Source organism: Pseudomonas sp. E45-MNA-CIBAN-0222, assembly GCF_040310405.1.
Classification (GTDB): Bacteria; Pseudomonadota; Gammaproteobacteria; order Pseudomonadales; family Pseudomonadaceae; genus Stutzerimonas; species Stutzerimonas stutzeri_AC.
Genome location: NZ_JBEOPU010000013.1, coordinates 54,429 through 68,652 on the forward strand (window position 1 = coordinate 54,429; position 14,224 = coordinate 68,652).

Consider the following 14,224-nt stretch of genomic DNA (forward strand, 5'->3'; position numbering starts at 1 on the left):
TTACTTCAGGCCATTGCCTGAAAACATCATCACTTTGTCGCCGGCAAACTGGACGCTGATGAAGCGATTCTTCTCGCCCCATGTGCAGCTGGACATGCCCAGCGCGCCGGCGCATTCGCCAGGTTTGCCGAGCAGTTTCTCGACCTCCGCGCGCTCCATGCCGGGCTTGAGTTTGGCGAAGTTCTCCTGAGTGACCGGACTGCATGCAGCCAGCAAAACGGCGAATGCAATCAACAGTGGGGTACGCAATGACATATCGAGCTCCTTGCCTGTTCTAAGGTTCAATGCCCCGGCGCAACGGCGCTGCGCAGGCGCTACCTGAATGGCAGCCGCGCTCAGAACGACGAGCCCGGCTGCTCCAGAAATGATTGCTCGGTGTCGCTGTTTTCGCGACCGAGAATGGCGTTGCGATGGGGAAAGCGCCCGAAACGGGAAATCACCTCACGGTGGCGTTCGGCATAATCGAGGAAGTCGGCGAACAGCGGCTGCTCCTGCTCGTCGGCGATATCGCGCAGCCCAGTAAAGTGCGCAACGGCAAGATCCTGCACCGCCAGATTTTCCGCGTGCTCGAGCACCAGATAGATGAATACGCGCTGGATCGGCGCCAGCAGCATGTCGCCGCCATGGGCCAGGCCATCGCGAACCAGCTGCTGCGCGCGCTCGTCACCGGAGAAAGCCTTTGGTGTGTTGCGATGGATCATGCGCGGCAGCTGATCGAGCAGCAGGACCAGCGCGAGCCAGCCTTCAGGTAGCTCTGCCCAGTCCTGCAAACCACCGTCCAGCGCCTGCTCGACCAGCGCGCCGAAGCGTTCACGAGCCTCGGTGTCCTGCTCTGGGCGATAGCCAAACCAGAGCCGCTGCTTCTCAGCCGCGATATCGGTTGCACGGGTGCCCTGGCCGAACCACCAGAGGAGCAATTGCTGCCAGGGCGCCTGCACCGGGTCAGCCCTGGTGGTAGCCGGTGACGCGCTCGACTTCTTCCTTCGAGCCCAGGAATACCGGCACGCGCTGGTGCAGGGAGTCGGGCTGGATTTCCAGAATGCGCTGGGTACCGGTGGTGGCAGCGCCGCCGGCTTGCTCGACGATCATGGCCATCGGATTGGCCTCGTACATCAGGCGCAGCTTGCCGGCCATTGCCGGATCGCGGTTGTCACGCGGGTACATGAACATACCGCCACGGGTGAGGATGCGATGCACGTCGGCGACCATCGACGCGATCCAGCGCATGTTGTAGTTCTTGCCCAGCGGGCCATCCTTGCCGGCCAGCAGTTCGCCGACATAGCGCTGCACCGGCTCTTCCCAGTGACGCTGGTTGGACATGTTGATGGCGAATTCGGTGGTGCTTTGCGGAACGCTGAGGTTTTCATGGGTGAGCACGAAGCTGCCCAACTCGCGGTCCAGGGTGAAGCCCATCACGCCGTGGCCGAGGGTCAGAATCAGCATGGTCTGCGGGCCGTAGATGGCGTAACCGGCAGCAACCTGCTTGGAGCCCGGCTGCAGGAAGGCTTCCTCGCCGAGCGCATCGTTCTGGCTGAAGCTCGCGTCCGGGCAGCGCAATACCGAGAAGATGGTGCCAACCGAAACGTTCACGTCGATATTGCTGGAGCCGTCCAGCGGATCGAATACCAGCAGGTACGCACCCTTGGGGTATTTGCCGGGAATCTGGTAGGCGTTGTCCATTTCCTCGGAGGCCATGCCGGCCAGGTGACCACCCCACTCGTTGGCCTCCAGCAGAATTTCGTTGGACAGTACGTCGAGCTTCTTCTGCACTTCGCCCTGAATGTTTTCGCTGTCGTTGCTGCCCAGCACGCCGCCAAGGGCGCCCTTGGAGACCGCGTGGCTGATTTCCTTGCACGCTCGTGCCACGACCTCGATGAGAAAGCGCAGATCCGCAGGCGTGTTGTTACTGCGAGTCTGCTCGATGAGGTAGCGGCTGAGGGTTACGCGTGACATGGAAATGACTCCGGAGGAAGGATAAACCCGCGCAGTTTAGCAGGCCGTAGGAAAACTAACTCCCCTCAGACCGGTCCGCCCCCTGCAGAGTTCAGCGCAGCGGCTGCCAGATTGCCAGCACGGGCTGCAGCCCGCATCAGCCGAGGCGGCGCGCCGAATATCGACTTCGGCGCGCACCGCCATCAGATCACTTTCCATATCTCGCGGGCGTACTCACGAATGGTCCGATCGGACGAGAACCAGCCCGTGCGGGCCGTGTTCAGCACGGATGACCGCCACCAGCGCGCCGGATCGCGCCAGCATTCTTCGACGTCCAGCTGCGCCTGCCAATAGGCCTCGAAATCGGCACAAACCATGAAGGTATCGTGCCAGCTGATGCCATCTACCAACCCGACATAGCGCCCCGGGTCGCCCGAAGAAAACGCGCCGCCACGAATCGCCGAGAGCACTTCGCTGAGTCGCGGCGAAGCAGCGATGATGGCTTCGGCGTTGTACTCGTTGGCTTGTTTTCGCGCATTCACCTGTGCGGCGGTGAGGCCGAAGATGAACATATGCTCCAGCCCGATCTGCTCGCTCATCTCCACATTGGCGCCATCCAGCGTGCCGATGGTCAGCGCCCCGTTGAGAGCGAACTTCATGTTGCTGGTTCCGGAAGCCTCCAGGCCGGCAGTGGAGATCTGCTCGGACAGATCGGCCGCGGGAATGATGTCCTCGGCCAGGCTGACATTGTAGTTGGGCAGGAATACCACCTTCAGCAGCCCGCGCACGGTGGGGTCGGCATTGATGGTGTTAGCGATGTCGTTGGTCAGCTTGATGATCAACTTGGCCTGGTGATAGCTGGCCGCCGCCTTGCCGGCGAATATCTTCACCCGCGGCACCCAGTTGCCACCCGGATCGGAGCGAATAGCCTGGTAAAGCGCAACGGTATGCAACAGGTTGAGCAGCTGGCGCTTGTACTCGTGGATGCGTTTGACGTGTACATCAAACAGCGCCGTCGGATCGACGCTGATACCCAGCCGCTCGTGAATCACATTGGCCAGGTGACGCTTGTTCGCCAGCCGCTGCTCGGCGAAGCGCTGACGGAACTGTGCCTGTTCGGCGTAGGGTTCCAGCTCGAGTAGCCGCGTCTCCGGTTCATCGAGCACCTCTTCACCGAGATGCTCCACGATCAGCTGGGTCAGCTGCGGGTTGGCCTGATAGAGCCAGCGACGGAAGGTGATGCCATTGGTCTTGCTGTTGATGCGTTGCGGATAAAGGCTGTGAAGATCGGTGAAAACGGTCTTGCGCATCAACTGCGTGTGCAGCCCGGAAACGCCGTTGGTGCTGTGCGAGCCGAGGAATGCCAGGTTACCCATGCGCACGCGACGACCGTGATCCTCCTCGATCAATGATACCGAGCGCAGCAGCTCAGCATCCTGAATGCCGCGTTCACGCAGACAGTCCAGATGATGGGCATTGATCAGGTAGATGATCTGCATATGCCGCGGCAGCAAGCGCTCCATCAAGCCAACCGGCCAGGTCTCCAGCGCTTCGGGCAGCAGCGTGTGGTTGGTGTACGACAACGTCGCTGTCGTCAGGCGCCAGGCGTGCTCCCATTCGTAGCTGTGCACGTCCACCAGCAAACGCATCAGCTCGGCCACCGCAATCGCAGGATGGGTGTCGTTGAGCTGGATCGCGTTGTACTCGGGCAGGCTGTCCAGTGACCCACGCTGCTTGATGTGGCGGCGCAGCAGATCGCGCAACGAGGCCGCGACGAAGAAGTACTCCTGGCGCAGGCGCAATTCCTGCCCGGCCTCGGTGCTATCGGCCGGATAGAGCACGCGCGAAATACTCTCGGCGCGGGCCTCTTCCGCCGCGGCGCCGATGTGATCACCCGCGTTGAAGCGCGCCAGATGGAAATCCGCCTCGGGCCGTGCGCGCCACAGGCGCAGGGTGTTCACACCGGCACCGCGCCAGCCGACGATCGGGGTGTCATAGGCGATCGCTCGCACGCCCTCGGCCCAATGCCAGAAATGCTGCACTTCGCCCTTCTCGTTGGTGCTGGCCGTAACGTTGCCACCGAAACCGATCAGGTAATTGACCTCGGAGCGCTCGAACTCCCAGGGGTTGCCGAAATCCAGCCAGGTTTCGGTCTGCTCGTGCTGCCAGCCGTCGACGATGGCCTGGCGAAACAAACCATGGTCATAGCGAATGCCGTAACCATGGGAGACCACGCCGAGGGTAGCCATGCTTTCCATGAAGCAGGCGGCGAGCCGACCCAGACCGCCGTTACCCAGCGCCGCGTCCGGCTCCAACAGGCGGATGCGATCGATATCCACATCGAGCCCGGCTAGCGCCTCGCGGGCGACGTCAAACAATCCAAGATTACTCAGGCTATCCACCAGCAGCCGGCCGATCAGAAACTCCAGCGAGAGGTAGTACACCCGCTTCTGACCAACGGTGTAAGCGTCACGCGTGCAATCCATCCAACGGTCGATGGTGCTGTCGCGTGTGGCCAGGGCTACCGCATGGAACCAGTCGTAATCGGAGGCGTTCTCCGGGTCCTTGCCCACCGAGTAGGTGAGCTTGCGCAACACCCGCTCACGGAAAGCGGCAACTTCTTCGGCGGTGGCAATGGCTGATTCCTGCGTCATGGACAGACCTCGGTTAGCGAAGACACACAAGAGGGACTCGCGGCAGCCGCGCCCGTTCACCTCCGTTAAACGTTCCTGAAAGGTTTGCAGGTTTCCTTTACATCTGCGCTACCGCCTGTCTGGTCATTGCTGTCGTCGGAAGGCACTGGTAATCGGCGGGCGACTCGCTATGATCCGCGCGCCCGAATCGCCCGAAGACTGCCCGTGAAGAACAAAGTGATCGCCTCCGCCGACCCGGAACGCCTGGAAACCTGGGTACGCTACAGCGCCGGCCTGTGCCGAGACTGCAATGCAACCTGCTGCACGCTGCCGGTAGAGGTACGCATCGACGACCTGATTCGCTTGGAGTTGGTCGATGCCTTCGAGCGCGACGAGCCGGCGAAGAACGTCGCCAAGCGGCTGAGCAAGGCCGGCATCGTCGAACACTTCAACCACAAGCACGAGATCTTCACGCTCACACGGCTGACCAATGGCGATTGCCTCTACCTGGACCGCAAGACCCGGCTCTGCACGGTCTATGCCAAGCGCCCGGACACCTGCCGCAACCACCCGCGCATCGGCCCACGCCCGGGTTACTGCGCCTACCGAAGCAAGGCTGCCGGCTGAGCCAGCGCACCATCGAGCATCGCCACAGCACTTCAGAGCACCGATCCAGACCACCCGCAACGCAGGCGTGGCGCGGCCTCTGCATGCCTAGGCAAATGGTGTGAACGGACTGGCCAAACCGTGACTCAGGAGTCATGCTTGGCGTCTGTCTGTATCTCCGTAACGTTTAGGAACCTCCCCGGCATGAGCCGCGATAGCCGCTACCTGGAAGCCATCCTCCATCACGACATACCGCTGACCCGCTCACTTGGGCTGCGCGTCGAACAGTGGGAAAACCACGAGTTGCGCCTGCAGGTACCGCTGCAGCCGAACATCAATCACAAGAGCAGCATGTTCGGCGGCAGCCTGTATTGCGCTTCGGTGCTGGCTGGCTGGGGCTGGCTGCATTTGCGCCTGCGCGAGGCGGGCATCGAGGACGGCCACATCGTCATCCACGAAGGCAAGATCGAATATCCGCTGCCAGTGATGGATGACGCCATGGCCATTTGTTCGGCACCAAGCCCCGAGGCCTGGGAACGTTTCGAATCCATCTATCGCCGCCGCGGCCGTTCGCGCCTGGAGCTGAAAAGCCGCATCCTGGCGGCCGACGGCCGTGATGCCGTGCGTTTCACCGGGCAGTTCGTGCTGCACAAATAGCAAGGACTGCAAGCCGCTGCGTCCGCTGCGGCTTGCTCAGGCGGCACCGGCGAGCGGCAAGCCGGCGCACCGGTTATTCGCGGTTGGCGAGGTCGATCAGCCAATCGCGCCAGTCGACGCTTTTGGGCAAGGCCAGAAACGATGGATTCAGATAAGTTTCCCGCGCCTCATAGCGCAACGACGCACCGCTGACATCCAGCACTTCACCGCCGGCCCCCTCCAAGACACCCTGTGCGGCAGCGGTATCCCATTGCGACGTCGGCGCCAGACGCGGATAGCAATCGGCGGCGCCTTCGGCCAGCAGACAGAGCTTCAGCGAACTGCCCACATTGACCAGTGCCAGCTCACCGAAACGCTCACCCAGCCGGCTCAGCAACTGTTCCTGCGCAGGACTGCTGTGACGCCGACTGGCGACCACGGTGAAGGCATCTGCATGCTGCTGGCGTACGCGCAACGGCTCCGTCGCGCCGGATGTCTCACTAGACCAGGCGCCGAAATCCTCACCACCGTAGTAACAGCGCCCAGAGGCCGGTATGCCGACCACCCCGAAGCGCACCTTGCCCTCTTCGATCAGCGCGACATTCACGGTGAATTCGTCGCTGCCGGCGATGAACTCCTTGGTGCCATCCAGCGGGTCGACCAGCCACCAGCGTGTCCAGCCAGCACGTTCAGCCAGCGGCACTTCGCAATCCTCCTCCGACAACACCGGGATGCCGCTATCCAATGCCTTCAGCCCATCAATCAGAACCTGATGCGCAGCCATGTCCGCCACCGTCACCGGCGACTCGTCGGCCTTGGCCTGCACCACCAGTTCGCTGCGCCAGTGCGGCAGGATCGCATCGCCGGCCTGGCGAACCAGATCGATGACCGATGACAAGTAAGGATGACTCATTGGCCGAACTCTCCACGCTGGGTCAGCAGATCCTTGGCCAGATAAAGCGCGGCCAGCGCACGACCTTCGCTGAACTGGGGGTGCTGGATCAGGCTCGACAGCTCGTGCAGGCTCACCTGCTCCAAGCGCATTGGCTCGGGCTCGTCACCAGGCAACTGTTCGGGATAAAGATCGCGAGCCAGCACCACCTGGATCTTCTGGCTCATGTAGCCCGGCGACAGCGACAGCTCGGTGAGCAGCTCCAGACGCCGTGCGCCGAAACCGGCTTCTTCCTTGAGCTCGCGGTTGGCCGCTTCTAGCACGTCTTCACCCGGCTCGATCAGCCCCTTGGGTAGCGACAACTCGTAGCTGTCGGTGCCGCCGCAATATTCCTCGACCAGCAGCGCATTCTCCGCATCGGCCAGCGCCACGATCATCACCGCGCCGTAACCGCTGCCCTTGCCGACCAGGCGTTCGTAGGTACGCTCAACCCCGTTGGAAAAACGCAGCTGCAGCTCCTCGACACGGAACAGTCGGCTGCTGGCGACGATCTCACGGGCTAGCACGGTGGGTTTCTGGCGCATGGGAAACTCCTGGAAACGCGAGCAGCTATCATAACCCGGCTTTTTGCGCTGGCCGCGAGTGCTTTGCGACCAACTGACCGCCGCTTGCCTATCTACTCATCGCCGACCCCGAGCCCGCCCATGACTGCCAATCTGCCCTGGTCCGAAATCGACACCGTCCTGCTCGATATGGACGGCACGCTGCTGGATCTTCATTTCGACAACCATTTCTGGCTCGAACTGTTGCCGCAACGCTACGCCGAGCTGCACGGCATCAGCCGTGCAATGGCCGAGCTGGAGCTGGCGCCACTGTTCAACGAACACGTCGGCAAGCTCACCTGGTACTGCCTGGATTACTGGACCCGCGAACTCAACTTGCCGATCCGCGAGATGAAGCGCGAGATCGCCGAGCTGATTGCATTGCGTCCCTCTGCAGACGAGTTTCTCGCCGAGCTGCGCAAGTCCGACAAACGCGTGGTGCTGATCACCAATGCCCACCGCGACTCGTTGTCGCTGAAGCTGGAAAAGATCGAACTGGCGCCATGGTTCGATCGGCTGATCAGCTCGCATGATTATGGCTACCCTAAGGAGGAGCCGCAGTTCTGGCATGCACTGCGTCAGGATCTGGACTTCGACCCCGCGCGCGCGCTGTTCATCGACGATAGCTTGCCGATCCTGCGCAGCGCTGGACGTTTCGGCATCGCTCATCTGCTGGCCGTGCGCGAACCGGACAGCCGGCGCGCGCCCAAGGATACCGAGGAATTTGCCGCGGTCGGCGACTATCTCGACCTGGTCAGCAGCCTGCGCGATGGCCAAGCGTGACGGCTGGCGCTGCCGTCCGCGGCTCGGAAGCTTTACACTACGCAACAGTTGCCGTCGGCGAGAACCGGCTCAGGAAGAGCCAGGGTCGACGCGCATTGAAACAGCGAGGTAGAGGCAGTAGCTGCCAACGCTCGTAGCAGCCACGGATGATCGATAGGAAGCAACATGGCAGCAGTAGGCGCCGAACTCTGGCCTCACAGTCACAGCGAGATGAGCGAGCGGATCCGCCGGTACGACTGGGGCGCGACTGCGCTGGGCACGCCCGATACCTGGCCGGCTTCGCTGCGGTTGCTGCTCGATACCATTCTCGAAGCACCTCTGCCGATGTGCATCCTCTGGGGCGACCAGGCGCTGCAGCTGTACAACGACGCCCACGCCGCACTGATCGGCGATCGCCACCCAGGTGAACTGGGCCAGCCGGCCTGTCAGCGCTGGGGCGCGACCTGGGAATTGCTCGACCCGGCCTGCGACACTGCTCAGCGCGGTGAGGCCCGCGTGCTGCGCAATCAGCAGCTGGCCATCGAGCGCGCAGGTCAACTGGAAGAAGCCTGGTTCGATCTCGCCCTGAGCCCCATTCGTAATGCGCCGCACAGTATTAGCGGGCTGCTGCTGTGCCTCAGTGAAACCAGCGAACGCGTACGCACCGAAACTCGCCTTTCGCAGACCGCCCTGCACTACAAGCTCAGCGCCGAGGTGCACCGGGCCAGTGAGCAGCGCCTGCAACTTGCCCTCGAAGCCAGCGACCTGATCGGCATTTGGGACTGGGCCATCCACGCCAGCGAAATTCCGCCGGGGGCCGAGCTTTCACGAATTCTTCCGGTGGAACAGTCCGGCCCCAATGGGCTGAGTAGCGAAGCCTTTTTCGAGCACGTCCACCCCGACGACGTACCACGCTTACGCAAGGCCCTCGAGCGCTGCATCGCCGAGCGCGGCAACCTCGACGTTCGCTACCGACTCCAGCAACCAGATGGCGAAACACGCTGGGCGCTGGCGCGTGGGCGCTGCCACTGCGATGACCAAGGCAGGCCACTGCGTTTCCCCGGCGCGGTTATGAACATCACCCGTCAGCAAACCAGCGAAGACGCCCTGCGCCAGAGTGAAGCCGAACTGAAGATGGTCACCGACGCGCTGCCGGTGCTGATCGGCTATGTCGACGCAGAAGAGCGCTTTCGCTTCAACAATCGCTACTACTCCGACTGGTTCGGCCACTCGACCGAATGGCTGCTGGGCAAGACTGCACGCGAAGTGCTCGGCGAAAAAGGTTATGTCGAACGCCAGGCGAGCATTCGCGACGCGCTCGCCGGCAAGGACGTGACCTTCGAAGCCTACAGCCCGCACCGGGACGGGCAAGTGCGCAGGATGCTGGTGCACTATCTGCCGCGCCGCGATGGCCGCGGTGCAGTACTTGGCTTTTTCGTCATGGCGCTGGATGTCACCGAGCGCTGGCGTGCCGAACAGGCTTTGCGCGAACTCAACGAGACATTGGAGAGCCGCATCCAAGAGCGCACCCAGGCGCTGGCGGAAGTCTACGAGCGGCTGCTCAAGGAAATGGCCAGCCGCGAGCAGGCGCAGGAAGCATTGCGTCAGGCGCAGAAGATGGAAGCGGTAGGCCAGCTGACCGGCGGCATCGCTCACGACTTCAACAACATGCTGACCGGCATCATCGGCGGCCTGGACCTGATTCAACGCTACATCCAGTCCGGCCGTCACGGCGAAACCCAACGTTTCATCGATGCCGCCGTGACTTCGGCCAACCGTGCCGCGGCGCTGACCCACCGTCTACTCGCCTTTGCCCGGCGCCAACCGTTGAATCTCAAGCGTGTCGAGCTGAACCAGCTGATCGAGTCGATGCACGATCTGCTCAGCCGCACACTGGGCAGCCATATCCAGATCCGCAATCAGCTGCAGGAACGGCTATGGCCCGTTTCCAGCGACGAGAACCAACTGGAAAGCGCGCTGCTCAATCTGGTCATCAACGCCCGCGATGCCATGGCCGACGGCGGCACCCTGCTGCTCGAAACCCGCAATACCGAACTGCAGCGACAAGGCGAGGTCGGCGATCTACCCGCAGGGCGCTACGTCATCCTATGCCTGACCGACAGCGGCTGCGGCATGAGTGCAAAGGTACTGGCCAGCGTCTTCGAACCATTCTTCACCACCAAGCCGATCGGCCAGGGCACCGGTCTCGGCCTATCGATGGTGTACGGGTTCACTCGCCAGGCGGGTGGCCATATCCAGATCGCCAGCGAGCCTGGCGAAGGCACGCAGGTCAGCCTCTACCTGCCCGTCTTCGAGGAACAGTCCGCCGCAGCAATGGCTACGACGGCCATGGAGCCGGAAGGCACGTTGCATGCAAAACAGGGTGAAACGGTGCTGGTAGTCGAAGATGACCCAGCGGTGCGCCTGCTGGTCATCGATGTGCTGCAGATGCTCGGCTATCAGGCACTGGAGGCGGCGGACGGCAACGCGGCGATTCGCATACTCGAAAGCACTCCGGCCATCCACATGTTGGTCACCGATGTCGGACTACCGGGAATGAACGGCCGCCAGCTCGCCGACGTCGCGCGCCAGCAGTACCCTGGCCTGCCCGTGCTGTTCATGACCGGTTACGCCAAACAGGCTGCCAGCGCGGACTTCCTCGAACCGGGCATGGACATGATCAGCAAACCGTTCAACCTGGATGCACTGGCCAAACGAGTGCGCGACATGCTGGCAGAGAACGATCAACGGTGAATCGTCCGCAGCCGGACGGGGTCATAACCCTATCCGCCGGCTGCGCGCATTCATGGCAACTGCGCCGTCTCGCCTGCAGCCCAGCGCTCCGGCCTTGCAATACTGCCCAGGATGAACTTGCCGATGAATGCCCCGTCTCGCCTGACCGATGGCTTCGCCGACGCCGCGCAATCACCCGCCGGTGCCAGTCAGCGCTATTGCTATCAGCCCATCGACGAAGTTGAGCAGTGCGCGGTCGACCTCGCCGAAGAGTGCGCGCTAGCAATCGCCTACAACGGGCTCAACCAGGCGGTGATGATGATCTCGCCGGCCGATCTGGAAGATTTCGCGGTAGGGTTCAGCCTGGCCAATGGCCTCGTCGACTCGCTGGACGATATCTACGACGTCCGCCTGCAAGGTCGCGGCAATGCGAGGCGGGCGGAGCTGGAGATTTCCAGCCGCGCATTCTGGCGTCTCAAGCAGCAGCGTCGTCAGCTACCGGGTACCAGCAGCTGCGGACTGTGTGGTGTCGAGGCGCTGGAGCAGGCGTTGCCCCAGCTGCCGATAATGCCGACCTCACCGCTGCCGCCCTCGCATTGGCTGGCGGACCTGCGCCAGCGTATTGCGGATTTTCAGCCACTGGGCCGCGATTGCGGCGCGGTCCACGCCGCGCTGTTCATGGATGCGACCGGGGAAATACGCTTGGGCCGTGAAGATATCGGCCGGCATAACGCGCTGGATAAGCTGATTGGCGCCATGGCCCGCACTGGCTGTGTCGCAGATGGCGGCCTGGCGATCGTCACCAGCCGCTGCAGTCTGGAGCTGGTACACAAAGTTCAGCGGGCCGGCATTCCGACGCTGGTCAGCCTGTCCTCACCTACGGGGCTGGCTGCGCAATGGGCGCAGCGGCATAACCTGAATCTGATCCACCTGCCGCACCACAGCACGCCACGTGTCTACAGCCCAACGGTATCGGCTGCGGGCAAACCGCGCGGCTGATGCGCACTTCACCCGGGAAACGGGGATATCCTACAAGCGAACTGAGACCATCCAGAAAAATCCAAGTTCCCACGGAAAATCAAAGAGTTAGCAAACGGGAACTGCATCACGCATTTCGTCGGGACGCTCTTGCCCGAAGCGGAACGGCACGTGAGGATCACGGCGCAATTCCACATATGGGATCACACCATGAAGTACGCCTCGATTTTCCTGTTGTCTTCCAGCCTGCTCAGCGGCGCGGCATTCGCCGGCAGCAACACTGAAGCCGCCGTCGGCGGCGCACTTGGCGGCGCGCTGGGCTCAGTGGTCGGCGAGCATCTGGGGGGGTCTACCGGCGCGGCGATCGGTGCCGGCGTAGGCGGCGCGGCTGGCGGCATGGTCGGTGCAGATAAGCGCAGCCGCACCGAAGCGGCCATCGGTGGCGGCCTGGGCGCAGCGGGCGGCAATGTCATTGGCCAGCGGGTCGGAGGCAGCACCGGTGGGCTGATCGGCGCTGCGGTAGGCGGCGGAGCAGGCGGCGCTATCGGCAATGCTTACGGCGATGATGATGACTATCGCGGCGACCGCCGCTACCGAGACGACCGCCGTTACTACGGTCACCCCGGCAAAGCCAAAGGGCACTACAAGCACAAACACAAACATCACCGCTGATACTGCTGACCTTGCCGCGCGAACTGGCACAGCAAGAGCACCGCTGCATGGCCCGGAATCCCAGCCATGCAGTGCAGCTAAACCCCGCTCCTCTTCTACCCCCACATCCCTCCTCACACCAGCAATGCTTCCAACGCCTGACGCAAGCCAGCGGGAATCGGGGTTGGTCGGTTGCTGACGCGTTCTACGAAGACGTGGACGAAGCGCCCCGCCGCACAGGCCTGCGCCTCACCGGCCTTGAAGATCGCCAGTTCATACTGCACTGAGCTGTTGCCCAATTTTCCGACTCGCAAGCCAACTTCCAGAGCGTCCGGAAAGGCGATGGACGAAAAGTAATCGCACGCGGAGCTGACCACGAAGCCCACCACCTCGCCGTCGTGAATATCCAGACCGCCGCGTTCGATCAGATAGGTATTCACCGCGCTATCGAAATAGCTGTAGTAGACGACGTTGTTCACGTGGCCGTAGATGTCGTTGTCATGCCAGCGCGTGGTAATGGGCTGGAAGTGGCGATAATCGGTACGCAGGTGCTGCGGTTGTTCGGCCATGCGGTAATCCTTCGGGGTAACAGACGCTGCGCCACGTGAACGCGACGCAACGTGGGGTCAGTAAGCCGCTCGGTAGATCGCCAGGGCGTCAGCTTCGGTCACTTCCCGCGGGTTGTTGACCAAGAGGCGCTGCTGCAGCATCGCTTCCTTGGCCAGTTGCGGCAGCATGTCCTCGGGCACACCGGCATCACGCAGCCGGGTCGGCAGGCCAACGCGTGCGCTCATCTGCTCGAATTCCTCGATCAGCTGCTCGGCGTAGGTCGATGGGTCGTCCGTGCGCAGCCGGTCGCCGAGGATGATCGGCGCCAGCTCGCCATAATGCGTGGTCGCCGCGCTGACGTTGAAGCGCAGCACCTGCGGCAACACCAGCGCGTTCGACAGCCCGTGCGGGATATGGAAATTGCCACCCAGCGGATAAGCCAAGGCATGCACTGCCGCCACCGGCGCATTGGCGAACGCCTGCCCGGCCAGGCAGGCGCCCAGCAGCATGGCCTGGCGCGCCTCACGGTTGCTGCCGTTATGCACCGCCTCGTCCAGATTGGCCGCCAAGAGGCGCAGCGCCTCACGGGCCAACAGGTCGGACATCGGGTTCTTCTTCAACGCACTGGTATAGGCCTCGATGGCATGCACCATGGCATCGATGCCCGTGGCCGCTGTCACCGCTGGTGGCAGGCCGAGGGTGAGATCGGCATCCAGCAACGCCAGATCCGGCAGCAACAGCGTGGAGACCACGCCCATTTTGGTCGTCTCGCCGGTGGTGATGATGGCGATCTGCGTGACTTCGGAGCCGGTGCCCGCCGTGGTCGGCACCTGTATCAGCGGCAGGCGCTGACCCTTGGCGTTGCCGACCCCATAGATGTCCTGCAGCGATTGACTGCAGTCAGGATGCGCCAGCAATGCCACCAGCTTGGCTACGTCCATGGAGCTGCCGCCACCAAAGCCGATGACCAGATCGGCACCGCACGCTTTCGCCTGCTCGACCGCAGCCATCACGATATTTTCTGGCGGATCAGCGATGACCTGATCGTACACAGCGACTTGCAGCCCTTCCGCCTCGAAGCCCGGCAGCACTTCATTGAGCAGGCCGAAACGGGTGATGCCGGGGTCGGTCACCACTAGCACCGAGCGTGCCCCGCGCTCCTTGCAGAGGCTGGCCAGCCGGCGCGACGAGCCGGGCTCACAGATCAATTGAGCGGTTGTGGCAAAGCTGAACGGATGCATCGGTGCCTC

At 62.7% G+C, this 14,224-nt stretch carries 14 protein-coding genes; 6 read left to right on the forward strand and 8 right to left on the reverse strand.

What is annotated here, in order from left to right:
• From bamE to AAEZ08_RS18285, 4 genes are all read right to left on the reverse strand, one after another.
• Complete coding sequence (gene bamE, locus AAEZ08_RS18270) at positions 1-255, reverse strand: outer membrane protein assembly factor BamE domain-containing protein (protein WP_102820986.1); 255 nt, start codon at positions 253-255, stop codon at positions 1-3.
• Between the two features lie 80 nt (positions 256-335).
• Positions 336-938, reverse strand: a complete 603-nt coding sequence (locus tag AAEZ08_RS18275; protein WP_181066359.1) for a DUF924 family protein — start codon at positions 936-938, stop codon at positions 336-338.
• Between the two features lie 4 nt (positions 939-942).
• Positions 943-1,953 carry a class 1 fructose-bisphosphatase gene (locus tag AAEZ08_RS18280; RefSeq protein WP_003280995.1) on the reverse strand — a complete coding sequence of 337 codons (1,011 nt, stop codon included), beginning with the start codon at positions 1,951-1,953 and terminating at the stop codon, positions 943-945.
• Positions 1,954-2,135: 182 nt separating this feature from the next.
• A complete protein-coding gene (locus AAEZ08_RS18285) occupies positions 2,136-4,586 on the reverse strand; it encodes a glycogen/starch/alpha-glucan phosphorylase (protein WP_427702507.1) in 2,451 nt (816 codons plus the stop codon).
• 126 nt (positions 4,587-4,712) lie between these two features.
• On the opposite strand from AAEZ08_RS18285, the gene AAEZ08_RS18290 reads away from it, so the two are divergent.
• A complete protein-coding gene (locus tag AAEZ08_RS18290; protein WP_241491459.1) occupies positions 4,713-5,192 on the forward strand; it encodes a YkgJ family cysteine cluster protein in 480 nt (159 codons plus the stop codon).
• Positions 5,193-5,375: 183 nt separating this feature from the next.
• Positions 5,376-5,828, forward strand: a complete 453-nt coding sequence (locus AAEZ08_RS18295; RefSeq protein WP_058063526.1) for a thioesterase domain-containing protein — start codon at positions 5,376-5,378, stop codon at positions 5,826-5,828.
• Between the two features lie 73 nt (positions 5,829-5,901).
• Here AAEZ08_RS18295 and cysQ read toward each other — a convergent pair whose 3' ends face one another.
• Positions 5,902-6,720: a 3'(2'),5'-bisphosphate nucleotidase CysQ gene (cysQ, locus tag AAEZ08_RS18300; RefSeq protein ID WP_500124846.1), complete on the reverse strand. Its 819-nt coding sequence runs from the start codon at positions 6,718-6,720 to the stop codon at positions 5,902-5,904.
• Complete coding sequence (nudE, locus tag AAEZ08_RS18305) at positions 6,717-7,283, reverse strand: ADP compounds hydrolase NudE (RefSeq protein ID WP_102820981.1); 567 nt, start codon at positions 7,281-7,283, stop codon at positions 6,717-6,719. Before nudE ends, cysQ begins: the two co-directional genes overlap by 4 nt.
• A gap of 120 nt (positions 7,284-7,403) precedes the next feature.
• Between nudE and yrfG the strand changes: the two genes are divergently transcribed.
• The 4 genes from yrfG (at position 7,404) to AAEZ08_RS18325 (ending at position 12,446) form a co-directional block, all read left to right on the forward strand.
• On the forward strand, positions 7,404-8,084 hold the full coding sequence (yrfG, locus tag AAEZ08_RS18310; RefSeq protein ID WP_058063523.1) for a GMP/IMP nucleotidase: 681 nt from the start codon (positions 7,404-7,406) through the stop codon (positions 8,082-8,084).
• A 165-nt stretch (positions 8,085-8,249) separates the two neighbouring features.
• The gene (locus AAEZ08_RS18315) at positions 8,250-10,817 is read left to right on the forward strand and encodes a hybrid sensor histidine kinase/response regulator (RefSeq protein ID WP_500124847.1); all 2,568 of its coding nucleotides are present in this window, start codon (positions 8,250-8,252) and stop codon (positions 10,815-10,817) included.
• Between the two features lie 123 nt (positions 10,818-10,940).
• Positions 10,941-11,795, forward strand: a complete 855-nt coding sequence (gene fdhD / locus AAEZ08_RS18320; RefSeq protein WP_500124848.1) for a formate dehydrogenase accessory sulfurtransferase FdhD — start codon at positions 10,941-10,943, stop codon at positions 11,793-11,795.
• A gap of 189 nt (positions 11,796-11,984) precedes the next feature.
• A complete protein-coding gene (locus AAEZ08_RS18325) occupies positions 11,985-12,446 on the forward strand; it encodes a YMGG-like glycine zipper-containing protein (protein ID WP_003281009.1) in 462 nt (153 codons plus the stop codon).
• A 113-nt stretch (positions 12,447-12,559) separates the two neighbouring features.
• On the opposite strand, the gene AAEZ08_RS18330 is transcribed toward AAEZ08_RS18325, so the two are convergent.
• Together AAEZ08_RS18330 and AAEZ08_RS18335 are read right to left on the reverse strand one after the other, a co-directional pair.
• The gene (locus tag AAEZ08_RS18330; RefSeq protein WP_122163317.1) at positions 12,560-12,994 is read right to left on the reverse strand and encodes an acyl-CoA thioesterase; all 435 of its coding nucleotides are present in this window, start codon (positions 12,992-12,994) and stop codon (positions 12,560-12,562) included.
• Between the two features lie 57 nt (positions 12,995-13,051).
• Complete coding sequence (locus AAEZ08_RS18335) at positions 13,052-14,215, reverse strand: iron-containing alcohol dehydrogenase (RefSeq protein ID WP_500124849.1); 1,164 nt, start codon at positions 14,213-14,215, stop codon at positions 13,052-13,054.
• Positions 14,216-14,224 lie beyond the last annotated feature (9 nt).